This is a genomic window from Prevotella sp. HJM029 (assembly GCF_000599605.1).
Classification (GTDB): Bacteria; Bacteroidota; Bacteroidia; order Bacteroidales; family Bacteroidaceae; genus Prevotella.
In genome coordinates this window covers 1-23,204 of sequence record NZ_AZHT01000181.1, presented here as the reverse complement: position 1 = coordinate 23,204, position 23,204 = coordinate 1, and the positions used below count along the sequence as shown (strand labels likewise).

Annotated in this window: 12 protein-coding genes; all 12 read left to right on the top strand. The window is 40.8% G+C overall.

What is annotated here, in order from left to right:
* Nucleotides 1-998: 998 nt before the first annotated feature.
* Nucleotides 999-1,142 carry a hypothetical protein gene (locus tag X919_RS16880; protein WP_172642718.1) on the top strand — a complete coding sequence of 48 codons (144 nt, stop codon included), beginning with the start codon at nt 999-1,001 and terminating at the stop codon, nt 1,140-1,142.
* A gap of 30 nt (nt 1,143-1,172) precedes the next feature.
* Nucleotides 1,173-2,039: a fimbrillin family protein gene (locus X919_RS0106815; protein ID WP_172642717.1), complete on the top strand. Its 867-nt coding sequence runs from the start codon at nt 1,173-1,175 to the stop codon at nt 2,037-2,039.
* Nucleotides 2,000-3,817: a hypothetical protein gene (locus X919_RS0106810; protein WP_155949692.1), complete on the top strand. Its 1,818-nt coding sequence runs from the start codon at nt 2,000-2,002 to the stop codon at nt 3,815-3,817. The genes X919_RS0106815 and X919_RS0106810 overlap by 40 nt, the downstream gene beginning before the upstream one ends.
* A 320-nt stretch (nt 3,818-4,137) precedes the next feature.
* Nucleotides 4,138-5,517: a tetratricopeptide repeat protein gene (locus tag X919_RS0106805; protein ID WP_081759433.1), complete on the top strand. Its 1,380-nt coding sequence runs from the start codon at nt 4,138-4,140 to the stop codon at nt 5,515-5,517.
* 25 nt (nt 5,518-5,542) lie between these two features.
* Entirely contained in the window at nt 5,543-6,940 is a 1,398-nt protein-coding gene (locus X919_RS15050; protein ID WP_081759432.1) for a DUF3575 domain-containing protein, read from the top strand.
* A gap of 12 nt (nt 6,941-6,952) precedes the next feature.
* Nucleotides 6,953-7,510, top strand: coding sequence for a DUF3575 domain-containing protein (locus X919_RS0106795; protein ID WP_028899512.1), 558 nt, complete (start codon nt 6,953-6,955; stop codon nt 7,508-7,510).
* 17 nt (nt 7,511-7,527) lie between these two features.
* The gene (locus X919_RS0106790) at nt 7,528-9,957 is read left to right on the top strand and encodes an OmpA family protein (protein WP_028899511.1); all 2,430 of its coding nucleotides are present in this window, start codon (nt 7,528-7,530) and stop codon (nt 9,955-9,957) included.
* A 21-nt stretch (nt 9,958-9,978) separates the two neighbouring features.
* Nucleotides 9,979-15,450 carry a porin family protein gene (locus tag X919_RS17230; protein ID WP_253270104.1) on the top strand — a complete coding sequence of 1,824 codons (5,472 nt, stop codon included), beginning with the start codon at nt 9,979-9,981 and terminating at the stop codon, nt 15,448-15,450.
* A gap of 583 nt (nt 15,451-16,033) precedes the next feature.
* Complete coding sequence (locus tag X919_RS0106780; RefSeq protein ID WP_051502457.1) at nt 16,034-17,863, top strand: transglutaminase domain-containing protein; 1,830 nt, start codon at nt 16,034-16,036, stop codon at nt 17,861-17,863.
* Between the two features lie 65 nt (nt 17,864-17,928).
* A complete protein-coding gene (locus X919_RS0106775) occupies nt 17,929-20,067 on the top strand; it encodes a DUF3857 domain-containing protein (protein ID WP_028899508.1) in 2,139 nt (712 codons plus the stop codon).
* Nucleotides 20,068-20,551: 484 nt separating this feature from the next.
* The gene (locus X919_RS0106770) at nt 20,552-20,716 is read left to right on the top strand and encodes a hypothetical protein (RefSeq protein WP_028899507.1); all 165 of its coding nucleotides are present in this window, start codon (nt 20,552-20,554) and stop codon (nt 20,714-20,716) included.
* Between the two features lie 63 nt (nt 20,717-20,779).
* Nucleotides 20,780-22,867, top strand: a complete 2,088-nt coding sequence (locus tag X919_RS0106765) for a leucine-rich repeat domain-containing protein (protein WP_028899506.1) — start codon at nt 20,780-20,782, stop codon at nt 22,865-22,867.
* Nucleotides 22,868-23,204: the final 337 nt, after the last annotated feature.

The following is a 23,204-nucleotide window of genomic DNA, read 5'->3' as shown; positions in this document are numbered from 1 at the left end:
ATAGGAGAATAGGTAGATGTAGAAAGGAGGAGAGTCCTATCTTTTTTTGTATTGTGGTGGCGCAGAGGAATAGCCATGATGTCCCAAGATGTGGTCAGATGTCTTGTAGTAGCTTTCTGGAGTGCTGTATTTTTTTTAGTTTTTTCTTTATTAATCTGTACAAAAGAAATCTTTTCTAACGATTTCTCTTTTTTTTGTTGTAGGGTAATTGCTATGCTTTCGCTGGCAAATAGCGATGTGATTATTGTTCTATTTGCATGATATTAGTATGTAATCTCTATAGAATTGTTCGTCGTTTACACTTGTTGAATGAAATGTGTACTAAAAGGATAAATCTTGATTTGATATCTTAAGATGCTCTGTTTGTTAATTATTCCTTGGACAAGTCCTTAATTCTCTTTGGAAGAGTTAGGTGTATATTGTTATCTTTGGTTTGCTGTTATAGTCTTTTTTTAGTTGTCCTTAATCAGTAAAAAACCGGTTGTCTAAGTAAGTGCTTGGTATTCCTAAGTAGTGAAGGATTAGAAGAATTTTATATTTATGGGAAATAAGAATGAGAAATGATATAATGATAAATTTATTTTACATCATAAAGAAGGTTGATAAGTTTGCTTTGCCGAAAAATATCTTGTTTTTTTCATGTGCTGAATGAATGTTTTTAATAAAACACCATTTGGTCAAATTTAGAACATAAACGATAAAGAATTAACTGTTACGTATTTTTGAGTTTGTTAACAAATCTCCATTTAATGAGATGTAAATACCTATTTTATATGGCTATATAAGAGTTTAATAGATGAGGAAAGTAATGATTGTGCCCTGTGTATAAATTGTTTGTATTTGGAAGTAGCAAAAGAAAGAGAATCTTTGTATAAGAAAAATAGGAAAAAGAAAACTCAACTGCTAAGGAACGAAGAAAGAAGCAGTTTATTTTTATATTTTTAGGATAATAATTATTTGATAAAAAATTACAAAAGAAGAGTTATTGATATTAGTTTATGAAAAAGACTTACGTAAAACCTCAAGTAGAAGTGTGTAAGTTGATGGGCGAGATATCGCTATTGGCACACTCAGATTTAAAAGGAGGTCCTCAAGTTGTGGGGCCAACACCAACCGAAGATGAAGAATTGGAATTTGATTAAATGAAACGGATGATGAAAAACAAGTTCAAAATGAATATGAAATGGCCCATTGTATGTTTATTTGCAGTGGCTGTTGTTGCTTGTTCTGATAAGCTGCAAGGTGAAGATGCTCACAAAGCAGTTAGCGATGGTGTGCGTTTTAGTTTGAGTGATGTACAGGATGCGCCAGAGGTTTCATTAGCGAAGACGGCGCCAGCGAAGGCTTATGCTTTCCATCGCATTGCAATTGAAGGGGCTGATGATCCCACCTTATATATAAAAGAAACGACGGTAGAAGGTGTAAATCCTGTGCAGCATAATACCTCTGCCACTCGAACAGCTTTGCAAACATCAATAACACAAGATTTCTCTTTGTTCGCAAATATTCCTACAGCGACAAGCCCCGGTGTGATTTATAATGGGAAGGTCAATCGTTTAGGCGTGCCTTATACTGCGTTTCCATTGAGTTATATTGGTGCCTCTGGTCTTAAGTTTTATGCTTTCAGTCCTTATTTGGCACCGGGACTTGCAAATGTAACGCTGACTCCTGCAACCCATGGTAGTACAGCGCCTGTAATTTCGTATACTCTTCCGCAAGATGCAAGGCAACATGTTGACCTGTTAGCGGCACAGACAGGAGTCATTACACAAGCAGCTGCAATGGCCAATGATGTTCCTCTGAGTTTTAAGCACATCTTGACAGCTGTGAATCTTAAGGTTGGAAAGGACTTGTCTTATAATCAAAAGATTAAAAAGGTTGAGTTTAAAGGAATTATAACCAAGGGCGATTATGACTTGGTGAGTGACCAATGGACATTAGGAACAGTACGCGGAGATGCTGTTTTAGACCAAGCAATCCTATCTCTACTAAAAAAGGAGTGGGAACAGTACTCACTTCGGGTGAACAAACATTCTTAATGATTCCACAGACATTGCCTCATGGTGCACAATTGGTGATTACTTTTGAAAGTGGAAAGGTGATAACAGCAAACCTTTCAGGAAAAATTTGGGCACAAGGGACAACGAAGTTCTACAAAGTGGGCAAAGATGATGTGACTGATTGGGATTATGATCTTCATGTGAGTGTTGATCAACCCATTGTGGAAAATGGTGATGTGAACCGCACTTTCAAAGTGACAAGCTATCGCAGATTGAAAGAATATGGCTCGAATGATCGTGATAAGGCAGAACCTTGGACGATAGATGGTTATAGTTTGGATGGGGAAGCAAATTGGTCGAATGTGAAACCTGCTATGTTGCAGATTATAGACCATTCAGGACAAGGTGGTTCTTCGGCCGAGGTGAAGACCTTTAAATTGAATAAGGATGTTGTTAATAAGTTGCAGGAACGTATTGATGCGATGAAACAAGCTACGCCTGCTTCGAATAAAGATTTGTCGTTAACAGCTTCAGGCAAGCGTTCTACAGCTAATTGTTATATTGTTTCAGCTCCTGGGACCTATAGCTTTCCATTGGTTTATGGCAATGCTATAAAAGATAATAATAAAAATACAGAGGCTTATCGTCCAGGAGCAGGAAACACAGTTGTGTCGAGTGCTGGTCAGACGCCTCAGGCAAAGGGTACGATGCTTGCTACTTTTGAAGGTGGAGCTGGTGCAATTCCTTTAGATGGTTATATAAGAGGGGTAACTGGTGCGGAGGTGCTGTGGGAAAGTACATCTGGGTTGGTGCAAAATATTCAATTTCATGGGGGCAACCCTGGTAGTATAACCTTCTCTGTAGCACAGGATAAACTCACTGTGGGTAATGCGATAGTTGCTGTGAAAAAAGGCAATAATATTCTGTGGAGCTGGCATTTGTGGTTCACTTCTGCGGACATTATGGATGTGAACAGCAATCGTTTTATGTTGGAGCCATTGGGGTATACAGATAATACATGGATGGTCTCCTCGTATACGGGTAGTCGTACCTTGATGATTAAGGTGAAACAAACGCGTAGTGGTAAAACTGATGTATTCTCAATTACGCAGAATGGTTATAATAAGCGCGAAGGAAAGCTGATGTATTACCAGCAAGGCCGCAAGGATCCCTTCCCTGTCACAGAGAATATGCAAGTGCAGGCAGATGGTATGGATTTGAAAACGGCTGCCCAAAAACCTATGACTTTAGCAGCTTTTGCAAGTAAGGGAGGTTATGCTCATTGGGATTGGTGTAAGGTTCCTTCAAGTAATCAGCAAGCTTATTATAACCTTTGGTCAGCAAAGAATAAGTGGAATGTCAATAAGGGGCGTAATCCTGCCAATACAGCGAGTGATAATCAAAATTATACAGCAGTGATAAAAACTGTGTATGATCCATGTCCTGTAGGTTTTCATGTGCCAAAGCATGATGATTTCCAGTATCTTGGGCAAGCACAAAAGAGCGATGGTACGAAAGCTTTCCGCCCAGGTTTGGGTGCGATAGAGATTAATACGAGTAGCAAACAAGCTGCGTTTACGAATTTGAGTGGACAAGGCTGGCCGATGGGGTATTATTGGTCGGTAGACAAAAACTGGACAGAGTCGGTTTCTCCAGGTATTGGATCTTCGTTTAAAGGATTCTTAGGAACGATCGCTATGGTCTCGAATGTCGACTCGCAATCACAATCGTTCTCCAACTATGGTTTTGGAGTGGGGGATGAACCTACGGGATTAATGCCGTTCTGGGCTTGCGCGATTATGCCGATAAAAGAATAAAGCATGTCAAAATAAAAAGTAGATCTATAGTGGATAGGATAGGAGGCCTCCCTTTTCGCATGTTTGATGCCCCTTATATATAATAAGGTGTAAAATGTGATGAAGAGGGAGGTCTCTGAATTGATATGGATAAATTTTCTTCAGAAGTAAAAATATTAATGAAAGGTGATGACCGATATTCCAAAATAAAGTATTAATTTTGCAAACGATTATTATAACTGAGCCTCTCTAAATCGTTTTTGTTTAGGGTTGTCAGTGATTGATAGTAGATATATATGTGTAGGATAAAGCAAATTTTATTGTTATTTCTGGTGGGTTTTATGCCCGTTTCTGCCCAGAATGTGATGCAAAATGGTAAGGTTGAGGACATGGTGAGTCTCATAAAATTGAGTGAAAAACTTGCCGAGGCTAAAGTGAAAAAAGCCTTAAAGTCCGATAAGAACAATACCGACATGATTGCAAATATAGGTCAAGCTTATTTGCAGGCGGGGAAAATAGAAGAGGCCGAGAAGTATTTCTGGATGGCGCAACACTGCCATAAGATAAGTACGAAGGCACTTAATTTAGGTGGTGATATCGCGGTGGAAAAGCGCGATGTCGACTCTGCTTTGTATTATTATAAGCGCGCCATGTACTTCGATCGTCATGATCCTGAAGGCTATTATAACTATGCCATGCTGATGAAGAGTAAGGATTTGGATGATGCAATTGCAAAATTAAAGTATTTACAGGCCGTTCGTCCTGATTTGCCAGTAAGTGAAAAGATAGCAGAACTCTATTATAGTTCGAGCGATTACCAGGCAGCGGTGGCGCAATATGAGAAAACCCCTGTAGAAAATATGTCTGAAGATGAGCTTACGCACTATGCGCAAGCTGTTTTGCTGTCAGGTGATTATACGAAAACTTTACAAGTAGCCACAAAAGGTCATGAGCGTTTCCCGCAGAATACTGACTTTATGCGTTTGATGATGTATTGCTACACTGATAAAGAGAATTATGAAGAGGCACTTAAGAGTGCACAAGCCTTGTTGGACAATGTGACCGACACGGCGAAAATTCGTTATTCAGACTATCTTTATTATGGTTACGCACTCAATGGATTAGGACGTACACAAGAGGCCATTGGGAAATTTGATTTAGCAAAGGCTAAAGCCAAAAACGTACCCGGTATCGATCGAGATATCTCTGATGCCTATAATAAGATTGGTGATTATGATGACGCTATTAAATATATGCGTATGTATTTAGCCAGTATCAAGGATGAGGATTACGATCGTACTACCGATATGTATAATTTAGGTATGATGTATTTCCGTAAGGCGACTGGCGATAAGTCAGATAATTTGAGTGAAACAGAAAAGACAGAAGCTTTGCAGCAAGCTGATTTAGCCTTTGCAGAAGTGGCTCGCTTGCGTCCAGATAGTTACATTGGTTATTATTGGAGAGCAAAGGCTAATGCCTTGATGGATCCTAAATATACACGTGGTTTATCGAAGCCTTACTACACAAAGGCCTTGGAACTGCTTGAACAAAGCGATGGAGAAAAATCGTATATGATAGAGTGTAATAAGCAAATCTCTTATTACTATTATGTGAAAAAGGTGATGCCCGAAGCTGTTAAGTATGCTCGGAATATCCTCGCTTTAGATCCAGAAGACAGCTATGCGAAGCAGTTGCTTTCGATAGCAGGTGCAAAATAGATAACAAGATAACGCTTAGAGATATATGAATTATTCTAAATTATGTAGATGGGCTGCCTGCTTTGTGCTGTCTTTGATGTTTGCAGCAACGGCTGGGGCACAGAATCTCTATTATAATAAGGTGGACACGCTGAAATTTGGCCAGCGTTTTAATTTCCGAACCAATACGATTGATTGGCTAGCTATGACGCCGAATGTGGGTGTGGAATTCACATTGGGTAATAAGAACTGGAGCCGGTGGACCGTTGGTGTGCAGGGAAGAGTGAACTGGAAGGAGCAAAACAAGGAAACTCGTTATCTTGTTTACGATCTCTATGATGGGCGAATTCAATTGCGAAAGTATTGGCATGCGAAAAAACCTACTAACGTTTTCTACTGGGGTGTTTACGGCGGTGGAAACAAGTTTGATATCAAAGTTGGCAAAACGGGCCGTCAAGGTAATGCATTGTATGGTGGTTTGATGTTTGGTTATGTCAAGCAATTGTATGGCTATATGAATGGTAGTAGCTTAGATTTAGATTTGGGTATCAATGCAGGTGTTGTCTTTGCTGATTACAAAGAATATGAGCGTGTGCGCAGTGGTCATAGGGAAGCCTATGTAGATACAAAGGCAAAAGAGGGGATGAAGCTTACGTGGAATCCTTGGATCTATGCGGCTTCTACCGATGTCTTGCGCGCTTCTTTGATTTATCATTTTGGACCGAAAGTATACAATAAATATAAGAAACGTATTGATATTGATAATGATTATCGTGTGAAGTTGGCTGCACTGAAGTTCAGACAGGATAGTTTGGCTGCTGCAAATAAAGTGGCTCGCAGACTTCGTGAGGACTCTTTGTTTAAGATTGATTACGAGAAGCGTTTCGAACAACAGCGTATAGAACTTGAAAAGAAATATCAACAAGACTCATTAAAGCAGATTAGAATTGCTACAGATAAGGAGAACAAGCTGCGCAATGACTCGTTGAAGTTGGCTAAGAGGGTAGAAGATAAACAGCGTGGTGACTCATTGCGTCAGGCAAAACGTGCAGAGAAGTTGGCTAAGCGATTAAAAGCTTTGGCACCTGCTACAACAACTACAGCGACGGATTCAACGGCAACACCTGTTGATTCGACAAGTGTTCCTACAGCAACAGAAACGATACCTGTAGATACGACGGCCACAGTTCCTGTGGATACTACCACGACTATCCCTGTGGATACGACAAGTGTTCCTGTAGATACAACGGGAGTTCCCGTTGACTCAACAGGTGTCCCTGTGGATTCTGTTTCTGAAACGGGATCTGAATTGGCAAGAATGCTGTCAAGGAAATATGATTGGCGTCTACATATCCGTGATGTCGATGAGCAATATATTGCTTATCGTGGGGTAGACCTTCCATTTATGGAGGCTATGTTGGACGAAAAGAATAAAATGATTTAAGGAAGAAACGACATGAAGAAAATATTTTTGATCCTCGTAATGACGTTAAGTGTCTTCGTTTCCCGTGCACAGCAGATTAGCGTTAACACAGATGTGACAATGCTGATGATGCAGGTATATAATGCAGGTGCAGAAATGACGATTGGGAATCGATCAACTTTAGGGCTATCGGTCTTAGGAACGAAGAATCCTTATATTAAAAAAGATATGAAGTTGGTAGCGATTCAGCCAGAATATCGTTATTATTTTGGTGGTCGTCCCTTATATCATCATTTTGTAGGTTTAGGGCTTTTGGCTGCCGATTATAACTTTGTTCAAAAGGGGAAACGTTATGATGGTTATGCATTGGGCGCTGGTTTGACCTTTGGATATGTGTTTGCCTTGACCAATAACTTGAATGTTGATTTGCATGCGGGTTTTGGTTTGGTACGTACAAGTTATACGAAGACCTATTTAGATGGTTCAACTATCTATGTGAATGGTACGACACGCCCGACGGAAGAAGGTTTCGTTGGAATGCGATTGATACCGACGAAAATTGGTGTTTCACTCTCTTACACACTGTGGTAAAATAGAATTGTAGAAAGATGAAAAGACAAGTTACATATATTATTCTTCTCTTGTTTGCCTTTCTGATGCTTTCAGAAGGTGTTCAGGCCCAGGTTATTCACATTTCGGGTAATGTAGCGAAGACAATGAGGACCCTTGATGGTAAGGGAGAGAGTAAGGAACCGCTTTCTGTTCCTGTGTATATTTTCGATAATAAGAAGGATGCGCGGGCACAAGCAAACCTTTATCGTCAGAAAGGTAATGAGTTAGGTAGTGTTGTTAATATCAAGAGTAATGATATTGTTACGCCAGACTATGAAGGCCATTTCGAAGCGGATGTTTCTGTAAATGGTGCGCTTGTGGTTACAAACGAAGGTCAGGTGAAAGTGATAGAGGTAAAAGGAACATTGCTGAATTATGACATCACATTCTCTTCAGGTGCTAATGACGCGATTCTTTTGAAAGGAACGAATGTTTATGCCAAGCGTATAGGTATGAACTTTAAGGAGCAAGCACCACTGGATGATGGTCCTAATGTGCATTGGAATGTGAGCATTAATTTGCCAGAGTATTATGCCAAGAAGCATGCACGCTTGATTTTCCAGCCTGTTGCAGTGGATGTTGAAACGAAAGATACGGTGCAATATTTGGAGCCGATGGTATTTGAAGGACGTCAATACCATAATAATCAGATTCGCAGAAAGAGTTATGATTATAATCGCAATGACTCTTTGGCTCCTTATTTTGACCGCATCCAACGTCTCTCTACACGCCCTGTGCAGTTAGAGTGGGCGGTTACTTACCCTAAACCCGACCCAGAGAAGTCCTATAAGTGGGCTGCTACGATGAGTTTGGAGGATTATACGCATGTTTATTTCAAAGATAACAAAGAAGGAACTTCAAATAGCAGGAAGCCATGGCAGATGCTTGATTTAGCGGGTGCAGCAAGTCCTATGGACTTAACACCACGTTTCTTTGAGCAAGTTCGTGCACGTTTGCAGGAGGTTCCACGCGATATTAAGCTATTCTTTGTTGTAGGAACAGATCAATTAACGAATGATTCTACAAACCAAAAGACCTTGGATATGTTGGTAGAGGAGTTGCGTTCGTATGGTCGTTCTTTGATGAGTTTCTCAATTCAAGGTGGTGCTTCTCCTGAAGGTGGAATCGATTATAACAAGGATTTGGCACGCCGACGTGCACAAAAGATATTGAATATCATCGGAACAAAGATCAGTAGTGCAGACCTTGTGGTGAAAGAGCCACATGTTTATACCTGGGAAGATGTAGCAGACTCATTGATTGCACGTGGACAGAAGACTGAAGCTGAAGAGCTTTTGAAGTATGGTCGTGCTAAAGATGTTGCAGGATGGCGCCGTATGATGGCCAGCAATCCAGCAATAAACCAAATAATGGAACGTCAACGTTTGATTAAAAGTACTTATACTATCCGCCGTAATAAGGTGTTAGACCCAGCCGAAACAATGTGGACATATTATAATGATCCTCGTTATGCAGTAGGTGGTACGGAGATATTCTCAAATGGTGACTACTATAACTTGTTCACACAGATTAAAGATTCAGCTGAATTGAGAAAGTTGACATTCCGTGCTTATAATGAAAATAAGGTAAGAAAAACTTATAAGTATAGTCCCTTTGCAGCTTATATCGCAAATAGAGTTGCTTGCTATATGTTAAATCAAGACTCAACTGACGTCAATGTTTTGGCACCTTTCATTGATATGCGTGCCGGAGTAGAGGTGTCTCGTCCTATAGCTTTCGATAATTCATATAATTATACGGTCAACTATAAGGAGATTGTTGCAAACCAAGCATTGATGTTCTTGCGCAAGCGTAAGTTAGGTGAAGCTGCTTTCTTGGCGAACAAGCTTCCAGATACGGGTAAGTTCCATGATTTAAAGATGCTGATTGATTTACAATCTTTATTCTTTAAGCTGAACAAGACGCCAGAAGAGGAGGCACGTGCACAAGCTGCTTTGGCCTATGCAATGAATAGTAGTGCAGTGAATCGCGCTGTGTTGAGTACGGAGTTAGCTCCAGAATTGGGTTATACCTATAAACAAATTGAACCATTAGTAGATTCTTTGCCTGACAATTTAGCGAAGAAATGGTATCTAAAGGGTATTATAACTGCAAATGATCCTGATATGGATAACCTCACGATTTCAGACCTTATTGAGCGTTATGGTGGAGATGCTGCTCTGAAGTTGCAAGCAAATGATGCTCCTGATTTCTTAGCTTATTTCCAACATAGTTTCGATATGGATTCTACTTTCCAGAAATATTATGCAACAGATGCCAATATTGGAGATGATGTGCGTCGTAGATATCCTTATAAAGAGGCGAATATCGCTACCTATCGTGAGCGGTTTAAACTCTTAACAGGTGATGAAGAGGCACAGAAACCTGAGGAAACAGATAAAAAAGAGACAGATGAAGCCAAGTAATAAGATGTAAATCAGAAAGTAATGAAAAAGAGAATATTTTTAATATTGCTGTCTGCATCAGCTCAATTGACCTACAGTATTGCAGCAACTCACACCAATGTCTTTTGGCGTGGGGAGGCAAATGCACATCACCAAGTGCAGGTTGCGAATGATACTATTGTGCGTGACTTAGGTGATTTAGAGGCTGAAATGACAGATTCTGTTGGAGAAACTGCGACAGATACGGCTTATTATGGTGCTCGTCGTCTACAGAATTTCAACGCGTTGAAGTATGTGTTGGATAGTCGTCATCGTTATAAAGGTGATACTTATGTCAATCGTGGACTATTGGGTAACACCTATTTTACAATTGGTGGTGGGGTTTCACATTATTATAACCATGGTGAGGTGTTGACCTATACGCCGATGTCAAGCTTTAGATTGGCGGTCGGTAAGGATTTCAGTCCTATGCTTTCGTTGCGTTTGGGTTATGAAAGAACATGGGGGTACACTCATAGTTCAGCCACGGTATTCAATACAAACAAATTCAATGGGAATGGGTTATATGCAGATGTGCTTTATAATTTTAGCAATTATCTCATGGGTTACCGCCCTGAACGCCCGTTCAGTGTTGTTGGTTTCTTTGGCTTAGGTGCTCAACACTCAACCATTCTATCATGGCTTAATCCAAGTATTGCTTCAGTTGGTGGTAATTTGAGTGGAACATCTTTGGATGCTCATGCGGGTGTTCAGTTTCGTTTCTTTGCAAGTCCTCATGCATCCTTGTCGTTAGAACCTTATTTTAAGGTAAGTACAGATAAGATGAACTTGCTGAATAATCCTGGTTATAGTGATCCAGATTTCAGCTATGGTATGAATCTTGCTTATCAATGGTATTTCAATCAGCAGATTTCTACACGTGCGAATGCGGGTGTATTCAAAAAGCGTTTCAACAATGATTTGCGTTGGTTGGCTGATACAACGAAAGCTGGTTTCTTACGTTTCCCCATGTTCTTCGACTATGGCTTTGGTCCTTTGTTTGTTGGAAAGACAGCCAATATGTCTTTAGCAGGTTCAATGGGGTTCGATGCTTCAGCTGCTATGGGGTGGTGGATGGCGCCAGCTATCGGACTTAGGAGTGGTATTCATATTACAAATGGAGATTGGAAGCGGAGTGTCCATGGTGCACAAACACTTACTTATCTCGTTGGTACAGCTGGTTTGAATATCGACTTCTTGCTCAATCCCTTAGGCTTTAAACGCAAATACAACTGGGATGCTCCGTTTGGATTTAATCTTTTTGCCGGTTATGAGATGGGACGAATGAAGAAAGCCATTTATGGTGTTGGCAATTCTTATACTGGTCGTTATACATCTTTCCGTTTGGGTACGCAACTTTGGATGCGTTTAGCAAATGATCTGCGCTTGACTTTGGAGCCCTCTTTTGCTCCTTTGCAGCATTATAATGGAAATCTTGAGCGTGAGCGCTACGATGAATATTCATTAAAGATGGGACTTTCTGTACTCTTCCGCGATAAACGTATCCGTGATAAGGTTGAACTAAAAGATAGTTCCATGGTGCGTTATTTGGCAAGAGGTTTCTTCTTTGGTGCAGGCTTAGGATGGAACAATACAGTTTGGGACTATCGTCTCTCAGGCTTCTCACATAGCTTATTGAAGAATGCAACCCTCTTTGGTGGTTACAACTTCACCGAATTACATGGACTTCGTGTGCAGGGAGAGTGGATGAAGGAAACGCAGGGTTACTTTAACTTTGCAGCTGGCGGTATGAAGAATTATGCTTATAATAGCTATTTGGTATCGTTAGACTATCAGTTTGGCTTGTCAAATTTCATGTCAGGCTATAATCCTTTGCGTCGTTGGAATACCTATTTATATGCAGGTCCTACGTTAGTAACAGGTGATCAAGGTACACACCTTGCTGCAAATGCTGGTGGTATGCTCACTTATAATATCACCCCATCTTTAGCACTCTTCTATAGTCACACCGTTTATCGTCTGCCGAAGGATTATTATCCTTACCAGATGGTTTATTCAAAGAATGGAACTTACACCAATAATATTAATGTCGGTGTAATTTATAATATTGATGCTTCTAAGCATGTATTTGATATTGCATCGCAAAATCGTTTCTTTTATGAATATGCCTTTGGTCCTTCATTCTTGAGTGAAGTTCCTTTAGGTACAATAAATGCACGAGGATTTAGTGCGACTACATCCTTAGGTTGGTGGTTAACATCCTCTTTGGCTGTTCGTGCAGGCCTTCATGTATCCAATGCTGATTGGAATACGCACACCTATGCAGGTCGTCCTACTAAATTGTTAGTTGGCACCCGCGGCTTGGCTGTTGATGCTTTGGTTAATCCTCTTGGCTTAGTTGAGAACTATAATTGGAATTCTAAGTTTGGTTTTAACCTCTTAGCAGGTTATGAGTTTGGACATTCTAAGCGCACAGAACCAGGTTTTGTGGGATCTTATGAAGGTACATATTCTGCACTTCGGCTTGGAACTCAGTTGTGGGCACGTTTGGCAGAAGGTCTTCGTTTGACAGTTGAACCTACTTATTCTCCTATTAGTCAGCGTTCAACAGGAGGTATTAAGTTCAACGAGTTTGCAGTGAAAGCTGGTATTTCAGTGCTCTATCTCCATAAGAATGAGCGTGTTGCAGGTGATACTACCGTTGTGTATAATCCTGAAAAAGGCGCCTTTATGGGTGTTGGTATGGGTTGGAACAACACCGTATGGGATTGGCGTTTTACAGGGTTCACACATAGTGTCTTGAAGAATGCAATCCTCCTTGGTGGATATCGTTTTGATCCTTTGCATGCTGTTCGTGTACAAGGAGAATGGATGAAAGAAACGCAAGGTTTCTTCGCACCTACAGTTAGTGGTATGAAGAACTATGCTTATAACAACTTCTTGGTATCCTTTGACTATCAGTTTGGTTTATCTAATTTCCTCACAGGCTATAATCCCATGCGCCGTTGGAACGCTTATTTGTATGCCGGCCCAACCTTGTTGATGGGTGATGGTGGTACGAAGTTTGCTTTGAATGGTGGTGGTATGGTGACATATAGTCTCTCACCAGCCTTGTCTCTCTTCTATACCCACACGGTTTATCGCATGCCTAAGCATCGTTATCCGCAGACAATGGTTTATTCTGAGAATGGAACTTACACCAATAACTTAAATATCGGTGTTCTTTATAATTTCGATCCGACCAAGCGTATCTTTGATGTTGCATCGCAGAATCGCTTCTTCTATGAGTATGCTTTCGGTACAACATTCACAGGACGAGTTCCTATGGGCTTTGCTAATGCGCGTGGTTTCAGTGCAACAACCTCTATCGGTTGGTGGTTAACCTCTTCATTTGCAGCTCGTGCAGGCTTGCATGTTGAGAATGCAGATTGGAATTCACACACTTATGCAGGTCAGCCAACCAAGTTGTTAGTAGGTACCCGCGGCTTAGCATTAGATGTGTTGGTTAATCCTTTAGGCTTTGTTGAGAACTATGATTGGAACTCAAACTATGGTTTCAATGTGTTAGCTGGTTATGAGTTTGGACACTCTAAGCGCACAGAACCAGGTTTTGTTGGTTCTTATGAGGGAAAGTATACAGCATTCCGTTTAGGTGCTCAGTTGTGGACACGTTTGGCAGATGGTCTTCGTTTGACGTTAGAACCAACTTATTCTCCTGTTATTCAGCGTGCAGCAGGTGGCATTCGTTATAACCAATTCGCTGTAAAGGCAGGTATTTCTGTACTCTATCTGCATAAGGAAGAGCGGATTTTGGGTGATACAACCGTAGTGAACAATCCTGAGAAGGGTGCTTTCATTGCTGGTGGTATCGGTTGGAATAACACTACATGGGATTGGCGTTTCTCTGGTTTCAAGCATAGCGTCCTAAAGAATGCGGTGCTCTTCGGAGGTTATCGTTTCGATGCTTTACATGGTGTTCGCTTGCAAGGTGAGTGGATGAAAGAAACACAAGGCTTCTTCAACAACGCAGGTCCTGGCATGAAGAATTATACTTATAATAACTATCTGTTATCGTTAGACTATCAATTTGGATTGTCCAACTTCATGACAGGCTACAATCCTTTGCGTCGCTGGAATGCATATCTGTATGCAGGTCCTACATTAGTTATGGGTGAAGCAGGAACGAAGTTTGGATGGAATGGTGGTGGTATGGTCACTTACAGCATCAACCCCTCTTTGTCACTCTTCTATATGCACACGGTTTATCGCATGCCCAAGCATCGTTATCCGCAGTCAATGGTTTACTCAGAAGACGGAACTTATACGAATAACCTTAATGTAGGTGTAATGTATAATTTCGATGCAGTTAAGCAAATCATGGAGTTGCAATGGAAGCCAAGATTCTTCTTCGACTATAGCTATGGTATGTCTTTCTTAGGTAAGGTCCCAGAGAGTTTTGCAAGTGCAAATGGTTTCGATGCGAATATGGCAATGGGCTGGTGGTTGAGCTCGGCTATCGGTGCTCGTGCTGGTGTTCATGTGATCAATGCCGATTGGAAATCGTTTGACTATCATAACAATCCTTCTCGCTTGTTAATTGGATTACGTGGTGTATCTTTTGACGTATTGATTAATCCTTTCGGGTTTACACGTGATTATAATTGGGAGTCTAAATATGGTGTAAATGTCTTTGGAGGCTTTGAGTTTGGTCATTCTAAGCGTGCAGAAGATAATTTCTCAGCTTCTTACGAGGGGCGTTATACAGCTGCACGTGTAGGTGCTCAGGTTTGGGCTCGTCTTGGAAGTGGTTTACGTTTGACAGTAGAACCCACCTTTATGCCAATTTCTCAACGTGGCAATGATGCGATTAAGTTCAATTCTTTTGCCTTGAAAGCTGGTGTCTCCGTCTTGTTTAAGGACAAAGAAGAGCGTTTGGGTGAGGCAAGTACTGAAGATACTCTGCGTAATGTGCCTCGCACAGGTCTCTTTGTGGGTGCTGGGTTCGGTTGGAACAACACACTTTGGGATTGGCGCTTTACGAAGAATAGCCGTGGCATCATTAACAATGCAACCGCTTTCGCAGGTTATAACTTCGATGCTGTTAGTGCAGCTCGTGTAGGCTTTGAGTGGATGAAAGAAACCATCGCCTATCCTGTTGGCCCAGGACAGCTCAACAAACAGCCTTATACCAATTATTTAGTATCGTTCGATTATCAATTGAATGTGCTCAATGCTTTGGTAGGTTACGATGGTGGTCGCCGTTGGAATGTTTATCTATACGCAGGTCCTTCGCTCTTGTTGGGTGAGGCTGGAACAGCCTTTGCTTTGAATGGTGGTGGTATGATTGGCTATAACCTCACGCGTAACGTGTCACTTTTCTATAGTCACACTGTTTATCGCATGCCAAAGGATCGCTATCCACACAACTTCACCTATACGCAAGATGGTACGTTCACCAACAATGTTAATATTGGTGTAATGTATAACTTCAATAGTTTTGGTAAAGTAAAATAATAGTAAGTGTAACTATTATCAACAATAATAAGGAGTCCATTTTCAGCAATGAAAATGGGCTTTTTTATAGTAACATACTTCGTGAATGTGTTTTTATTGGCGCATTCATAGAGCCTTTTCCTTAGGTTTGTTGCTATTTTTGCGATAGCTGTGATGACTATCTGTAGCGATGATGTATACTTGGTCGTCTTTTCATCAAGTGTTAAGCTATATGATAAGTGTAGTATGGTTTGATTGGACACTGTAATCTTGGCTGCAAAACACCATAAAGGATGGGTGAGCCTGGTACTTGCCTATCCTTCTTTTTTCTAATGGGGAATAATCGTTTTTCTTTTTGTTTTCGGGATGGATGGGAAATGATATGTTTTAGGCTGATAATTTGTTGCAGATTATCATGTAATTGATACGTTATTATCTCTTAATCTCTATGCTATTGTCCCATCATTTAGTTTATAGCATTCTTTTATCCACTTTGTTGTTCTTTTATTCTGCAAATCTTCATTTTTTTACGATTTGCGTACTAACGTATTAAAAAAAATGGTATATTTGCCCTGTTATATAACCCCACTATGTATACAAGCAAATGAAAGCGAATATTTTAGGATTCTATCGCACATTGTTGTGTTTATTCGGATGGCTCATTCCGACAGCGATTATTGCGCAAGAATGGGATGATAAGATTCTCATTACACAGTGCAGCGATACGTATGATTTTGTAATGGATGCAGGTAAGCCCATTGTAAAGAACGAAAAGCGTGTGGTGTTTCAATCGAATTCGGCTTCGACAGTCTATCCAGAGATGATGGTGCTTTATGGTGAGTTTATCAAATTAGACGATGTTTCGGGTTCAGGTGACAAGATTTATAAGAATATTACGCCCGAGAATGTGTTCTATGATGATACGAAGGGTTGTCTATTGCGGGGTGAGATTCGCAAGAAGGGAAAGACATCGAAAGGGAGTTATGAACGCACTTTCAAAGATATAAAATATTTCACGAGGGTATATTTGTTAGAAGATTATTTTGTTTGCGATAAAACGGTGACTATAAAAATCCCAAAGGAGTTATCGGGTTATCATATTCAGGAGATGAATTTTAAGGGGTTCCCAATTGAAAGTAGTCATGAGACAACGAGTGACGGGGAAGTTTATCGCTATACCATCAAGCAGGCTAAGCGTATGAAGGAGGAGGATAATATGCCACCTTTTGCGAATGTCTATCCCTATTTGCTCATCAAGGGCTCTTTTGCCGATGTGAATGCGCTTTACACCTGGTCGAAAGAAATGTCGAATGTAGATACTACGATACCTAATATCAAAGCGATTCTAACAGAAATTAATGCACAGAGTAAAACCGATATTGATCGTATCAGTAACACGTTCCATTGGGTACAAGATCATATTCGTTATGTAGCTTTTGAAGCAGGCCTTGCAGGCCATCGTCCTGATACACCCAATGAAGTGCTCCGTAAGCGTTATGGTGACTGTAAAGGTATGGCCTTGTTGCTTAAGACACTGCTTAAAGCGCAAGGCTTCGATGCTCGATTGACCGATATTGGCACCACTGAAATCCCTTTCCGTATGAGTGATGTCCCCACCTTAGGTGCGGCTAATCATGCTATTTGTACCCTCTTTTTTAAAGGGAAGCCCTATTATTTAGATGCAACCTGTAATTATATCCCTTATGATTATGTTCCGCAACATATACAGGGTTCACAGGCTATGATAGAAGATGGCGACAAACCTTTGTTGCAACTTGTGCCACGGCGTCAGCCAGATACGTCTATAGATAGTTTAAGCTATGTGTTTAAGGTAGAGGGTAATGCACTCCAAGGAAAGGCCGCGTATTACCTGAGTGGTGATATGAAAGAGTGGTTTATGTCGGCCTTAGCAGGAGCATCACAAAAGAAGCATGCAGATTATCTTGCAAATAATCTCAATGCCGATAATCATCGCATGCAAGTTTCCAATGTGAAGTGGCAAGATAATGATGCGCGAAAGCAATGGGCTTGCTTTGTAGGTGATGTTTCAAATTCATCAGCTTTGCAACAGGATGGGCATGATTTATATATCGATTTAAATCCACATAATAATCTTTTTGATGGGCGAATTGATACCGCTCAGCGCGTGCATGATTATTATTTCCCAGTGCGATGTAATATTGTTCGACAAGCAGTGTTAACCATTCCTGCTGGATATGTTGTAGACTATCTGCCTGAAGGGGCAACACTCTCTACCCCCGAAGGGAAGTTGAGCTGCTCTTTCTCCAAACAAGGCAATCTACTTATTTATCATCAAAAGCTGCAAATCAACAAACGGCGAATGGCTTTAGAGAATATTATGAAGTGGAATGATGCTGTACAGAAATGGCGAGACGCCTGCAACGAACAGGTGGTATTGAAGCGGAAAGGCTGATAGGATATACAAACGAAGAAGAATGTGTTATAACAATTGAATTGATAATCAACCGATTTACAGATATGAGAAAATTATTCATTACTTTTTTGATGGCCGTTTTTGTTTTTCCTGTGATGGCCTTCGATGATAAAGACTACAAGGCGTATGTCGAGAAAGTGAAGAAAGAAGTGTGGAGTCGTGATATGCCACAGTTTAAAAATCGTAATGTACCACCACGGTTCAACAATGAGTCAGCTGTAATTTTGGCGCGTTATGAAGAAGCTATTGTTGACCAGAAGCGCAAGTTTAGCATCTATGCCAGTCAGGGCTTTGTGAAGCAAATCAATAGCACTCATCTACAACGCTACCTTATCAAGATTAACGATAAGGCAGCTTTAGAGAAGTTTTCTACTTTTGATTACCGTAAGTTTGATCGCCCCATCTATGGTGGCTTAGGGCGTGATGACCATCGAACAGTGTTGGGCGTGAAGGTTATTAAGGCTGATGGGCGAGAAAAAGAAGTGAGTAGCGATGATTACCAAGATGTAGAAGAAGGTAAGAAGGGTAAAGAGAAGCGTGCCAAATTGGCGGTGCCTGATTTGCAAGTAGGTGATATGATTGATTATTTTGTTTATGATATCGATAATGTCAAAGAAGAAAACATACCACCCTTGTCCTTTGTATTTCGGTCGGAATACCCCATACTTGATTATCAGGTGCATTGTGAAATCGATAAAAAGTTGTGTACACAATATCGCGCACTCAATGGGGCTCCAAATTTTGAAGCTTCACAAAATGATGATGATATCTTACTTGATGCGCACTTGAAGGATATTGATAAGACTATTCCAAAATATGGTTACAATGCCATTGCGCAAGCACCATATGCCTTATTGTATATCACAGGTAAGGTGGAAATGAGTTATGTGCCTGAGAGTACGAAGAAGAAAGGATTACAAGCTAATCCATCTGTAGAGGTCATTCAAAACGATGCGTGGCACTTGTGGTCTGATTTAACATTTAGTTGGTCGTTAGAGAAAAACTTAGATAAGGCTTTAAAACAAGCAAAGACAATGACTGGTGATCAGGTCAAAGCGGATTATCTCTACAATTACTGTCTGTTGTATAGCTTCTTGTCCCAGCGCTCTTACATGAAGCGTGAAACAAGTTTTGCTTCCTTGTTTGGCAGTCTTTTAGATCGTGTTAAGGTGCCTTATGACCGGGTTTCTACAACCAGTTGGGGAGATGAACCCTATAGTCAGTTGATTAGTTATGCAGATATTACACCTGCTATTATGCTGAAAAATGGAAAGATTTATTTTCCAGTTTATCCCTATTTCGCTGGAGGAGATGTGATACCTTCGGCTTTTCAAAATCGTGAAGCTTCGCGATGCGACCTACCAAAGAAGTTCTATAAAGGTCCCTTTACGGCGATGAAGATTCCCGGAAGTAAGGCCGAAGATAACGTTACAGCCACAACTATTAAGGCTTCGGTTGATGCAAGTTTATTGCACATAGTGCGCCAAAGCACCATGACTGGCTGTGAAAAAGAGGGAATGGTTCCTAATTTTGCCACGGCAGAAGAGATTGTTAGTTCTTGGGGAAAGCCTTATGGTTATGCCGACTATGCAGCTATATTAGATGAGAAGCCGGCTAAAGCTGCCGCCTTTGCCAAGGAACGTGCCGAGCAAGATAAGAAAGATATTGCTGATAATTTTAAAGACGAGATAGAAGGTTATCATCAAAAAGCACCGGTAAAAATCAATGCTACGCAGGTGACTACTTATGGTAACGACAATCAACCTTTTATTTATCAAACGGATTATACGATGGATGGGTTAGTTAAGAAAGCAGGTAAGAACCTCACAATCTCTGTGGGACAGCTTATTGGTCCGCAAAAGCATTTAGAAGGTAGAGAGCGAAAACGCACAGAAGATGTGTACTATGACTATCCCAGCAGTTATAAAGTTACTATCGATTTAGAGTTGCCTGCGGGCTATTCAGTGTCTGATGAGAGTTTACAAAAACTCAACACGTTGGTTGATAATGCCGCTATTCATTTTGAAACTAAAACAGAGCAGGCCAAAGGAAAGGTGATCATCAACGTCGAGAAGGTATATAAGAAACAAGTTGTTCCTGTGGCTGAATGGGATAAGTTATTAGAAGCGTTGGATCGCGCCTATGCTTTCACTAACCAGCAAGTGATTTTGAAAAAGGATTGACGGTTTGTTTTAGGCTGGTTTTGGAGCGTTATTATTCAAAAGAGAAATAGGAATCGTAACGCTGTAGAAGTGATTTTAGTTTTATAACGGTGAGCCCTGTAAAGTCAAACTTTATGGGGCTTATCTTTGCTTTTTGATAGATTCCATTTCGTTTGTATTGCAAAAAGGTGTTGTTTAGGTTTTGATTTGTGTTAAGAAGCTCTTTGTTTAACCATTATTTTTATTTTTTCTTTTTGTTGTTCGTCGGAAAAGATATATCTTTGCAGCCAAATTTTATATTTACGTCTTAACGAACGAACGGATAACGGCCAAGCAACGCTTAAAAATAGCAGATTAGCAGGGGTTAGGATTTCGAATTCAGGGTATCCTTATTTCCAGGTTTTTATAATTAGCTTTGATTTATGCCAAAGGGGCAGACCTTGTTGGTTTGTTTGCTTTCCTTTTCGAACGTTGTGTTTTTATACAGAAAAGATATTTGCATTTTATGAAGAAGAAATATGTTCGTCCTGTGGCTTTGGTCATCGCGGTTGCGGTGGAACAGAGTCTTTTAATGGATAGTGCACACTCTAATCGACATCAGGGCTTTGTGGAAGAACCCGATCCTTCACTCAATATTGAGGATGACGACAACGATAGCTCGCCATTCTAAGTTCATCAATGAAGATGAAGGAAGAATGTAAGTGGAAGAAATAGTTTAAAACGAGATTCAAAAATGAAAAAGATAGTAACTTGTTTGGGTGTGAGTGTTTTGGCTTTTGTTATGGCTTCATGCGCCAATGATGATAGCTTTTCAGAAAAGAGCACTGAAGAAAAGTTGGTGCCGTTGACATTTTATGCGGGGGAGATGCCTGCGTATCATGCAGGAGCATCAGCAGCTGCAGCTGGTAGTGCTACACGAACAGTGTTGGAAGCAGATAAATCGGTGAGTTGGAAGACCAATGATAAGATTGGCATTGGTTATTGGTACGCACCGAATAATGGTGAAACACGGCCTTTTACTACGGAAATGGGAGGTGCTTCGGCTAGCTTCTCGGGCATGGCACCCGATAAAAATAATGGTTACTTTGTAATGTATCCTTATCGGGCAACATCGAAAATTCAGTGGAACAGTTCAACACAAGCTACTTATCAGTATGCTTTCCCTGCAACCCAGACCGCTATTGCGAATACTTTTGACCCAGATGCGAATTTCTCTGTGGGCTTAATCCCACAAGTGAAACGATCGTTTGTGGCTTATAATCTTGCAGGATTGTTGAAGTTTAGTTTTCATGGTGTAAGTAATGTGGCCAAGGTGAAACTCGTTTCTCGTGGGCAAGAGTCTTTGGTTGGCGACGTGAAAACAGTGGCAAAGTTTAGCAATACAGATGCGAGTCTTCAGACAGCTCCCATCACATTTGATACGGGAAAGGGTGTTCCTGTGTTGACTTATGCACCAACTTCTGGAACATTGGCCGAAAATACTGATTATTATGTGGTGTTGCCTGCAGGGCAATTCGCACAGGGGCTTACACTGGCTTTTATCCTACAGGATGGGAAAGTGTTTCAGAAAAAAGTAACCAATGCTGTTGAAATCAAGCGAGGGAAGATTTATCCCTTGGGGAATATCACCATCAATCCAACAAAGGCGAAGGAACAGATTTTGGTGAATAAAGCGATTATTGATGCTGTTGCCTCTCGCGTTCCAGGTTTGCTGCGCGAGCCTGATGGCACGTTGAACATCTATCGTGCTGAAAATCTTGAAAAGATTCTTTCGTATAAAGGTGAACTAACGATTACCAACGATGCTTCCTTCACCTCGTTAGACGAGTTGCAATATTATCGGAATATCACGGGTTTGAGGCTAAGTAACAATCCGAATCTTTCGGGTGAACTTGATCTTTCGAAGTTTCCGCAGCTAACAGGTCGCATAGAAATTGAAAAGAGCCCCTTAGTTACCAAAGTGAATGTGAAGGGTTTGGATATAGGAATCTTGCAGGTGCATGATATGCCAGGAATGACCGACATCACAATCAAGGACAATCCAAAATTGAGACAAGTAGACGTGCGTAGCAATGCCGTGTTGAAGGGGGTGGATGTGAGCAATCTTCCATCGCTCACGCAGTTGGCAACTTATTATAGTCCGCGTATCACAACGATTAACACCACCAATACACCTAATTTGACTGATATCAATGCAACGTCTACAAGCGATCTCGTTTCAGTGATAGGTTTGGCGGATAACACACAGTTGGATCGTTTTTGGGCTTCAGGTTCAAAGCTGACAAAGTTAGATTTTTCGCATCAAACAAGGCTGAGATCGGTAAATCTCTCATCCTCTTCAGTGAATGAGATTAAGGGGTTAGCTGCGTCAGGTGGCTATCTGCAGGAGTTGACATTGCCCAATATCCATATTTCAGCACTGGATGTGTCGAACAATCCCAACTTGAAAACGCTTGATCTTTACAATGTTCCCGAGTTGACTTCGTTGGATTTGTCGAACAATACTAAGCTGACATGGTTGCGCGTAGCATTCTCAAAGAACTTAAGTCCGTTAACGTTGGGAAATAACACCTTATTGACTTATCTGGATATCTCGCACAATAAATTTGCAGCATTTGATATTCGCAACCTCACAGGTCTTACGGAATTCTATGCAGGTAGTCAGGCTCCGAATGGATTCTTGGCAAATATTCAAGTGACAATGACGGCAGCTCAGAAGGCACGCTTCGATAGTAAGGGTATTGTCTTTAAGGAGAGTGCAAATGATAGTCAATCAACACGTGATAAAACCAATAGTTGGGTGAAGGTGATTGTCCAGTAGGTTATCATAAACATCGTTGCTGATTTGGCGAAAGACCATTTCAGCACAATGGCAAATGAGTATGGAGTTGCACCGAAATAGGTGTGGCTCCATGCTTATTTTTGCATGTAGGTTGGGGAAGGATCGTGCATGAGACCATCCGAAAAAGGACTCTACCATTGCTCCATTTTATGCGGACTTGCTTTCGATTAATCTTTCGTTAATCCAAGTTATGCAGGTTAATATACAGTAAATATCCTATTAACCAGAGCTATTTGGATTAACTTCTTGAGACCTCTGCAAAACCCCTTCTACAATTTGTCATTCTTAAATATTCTTTGTACCTTTATCGTATGAA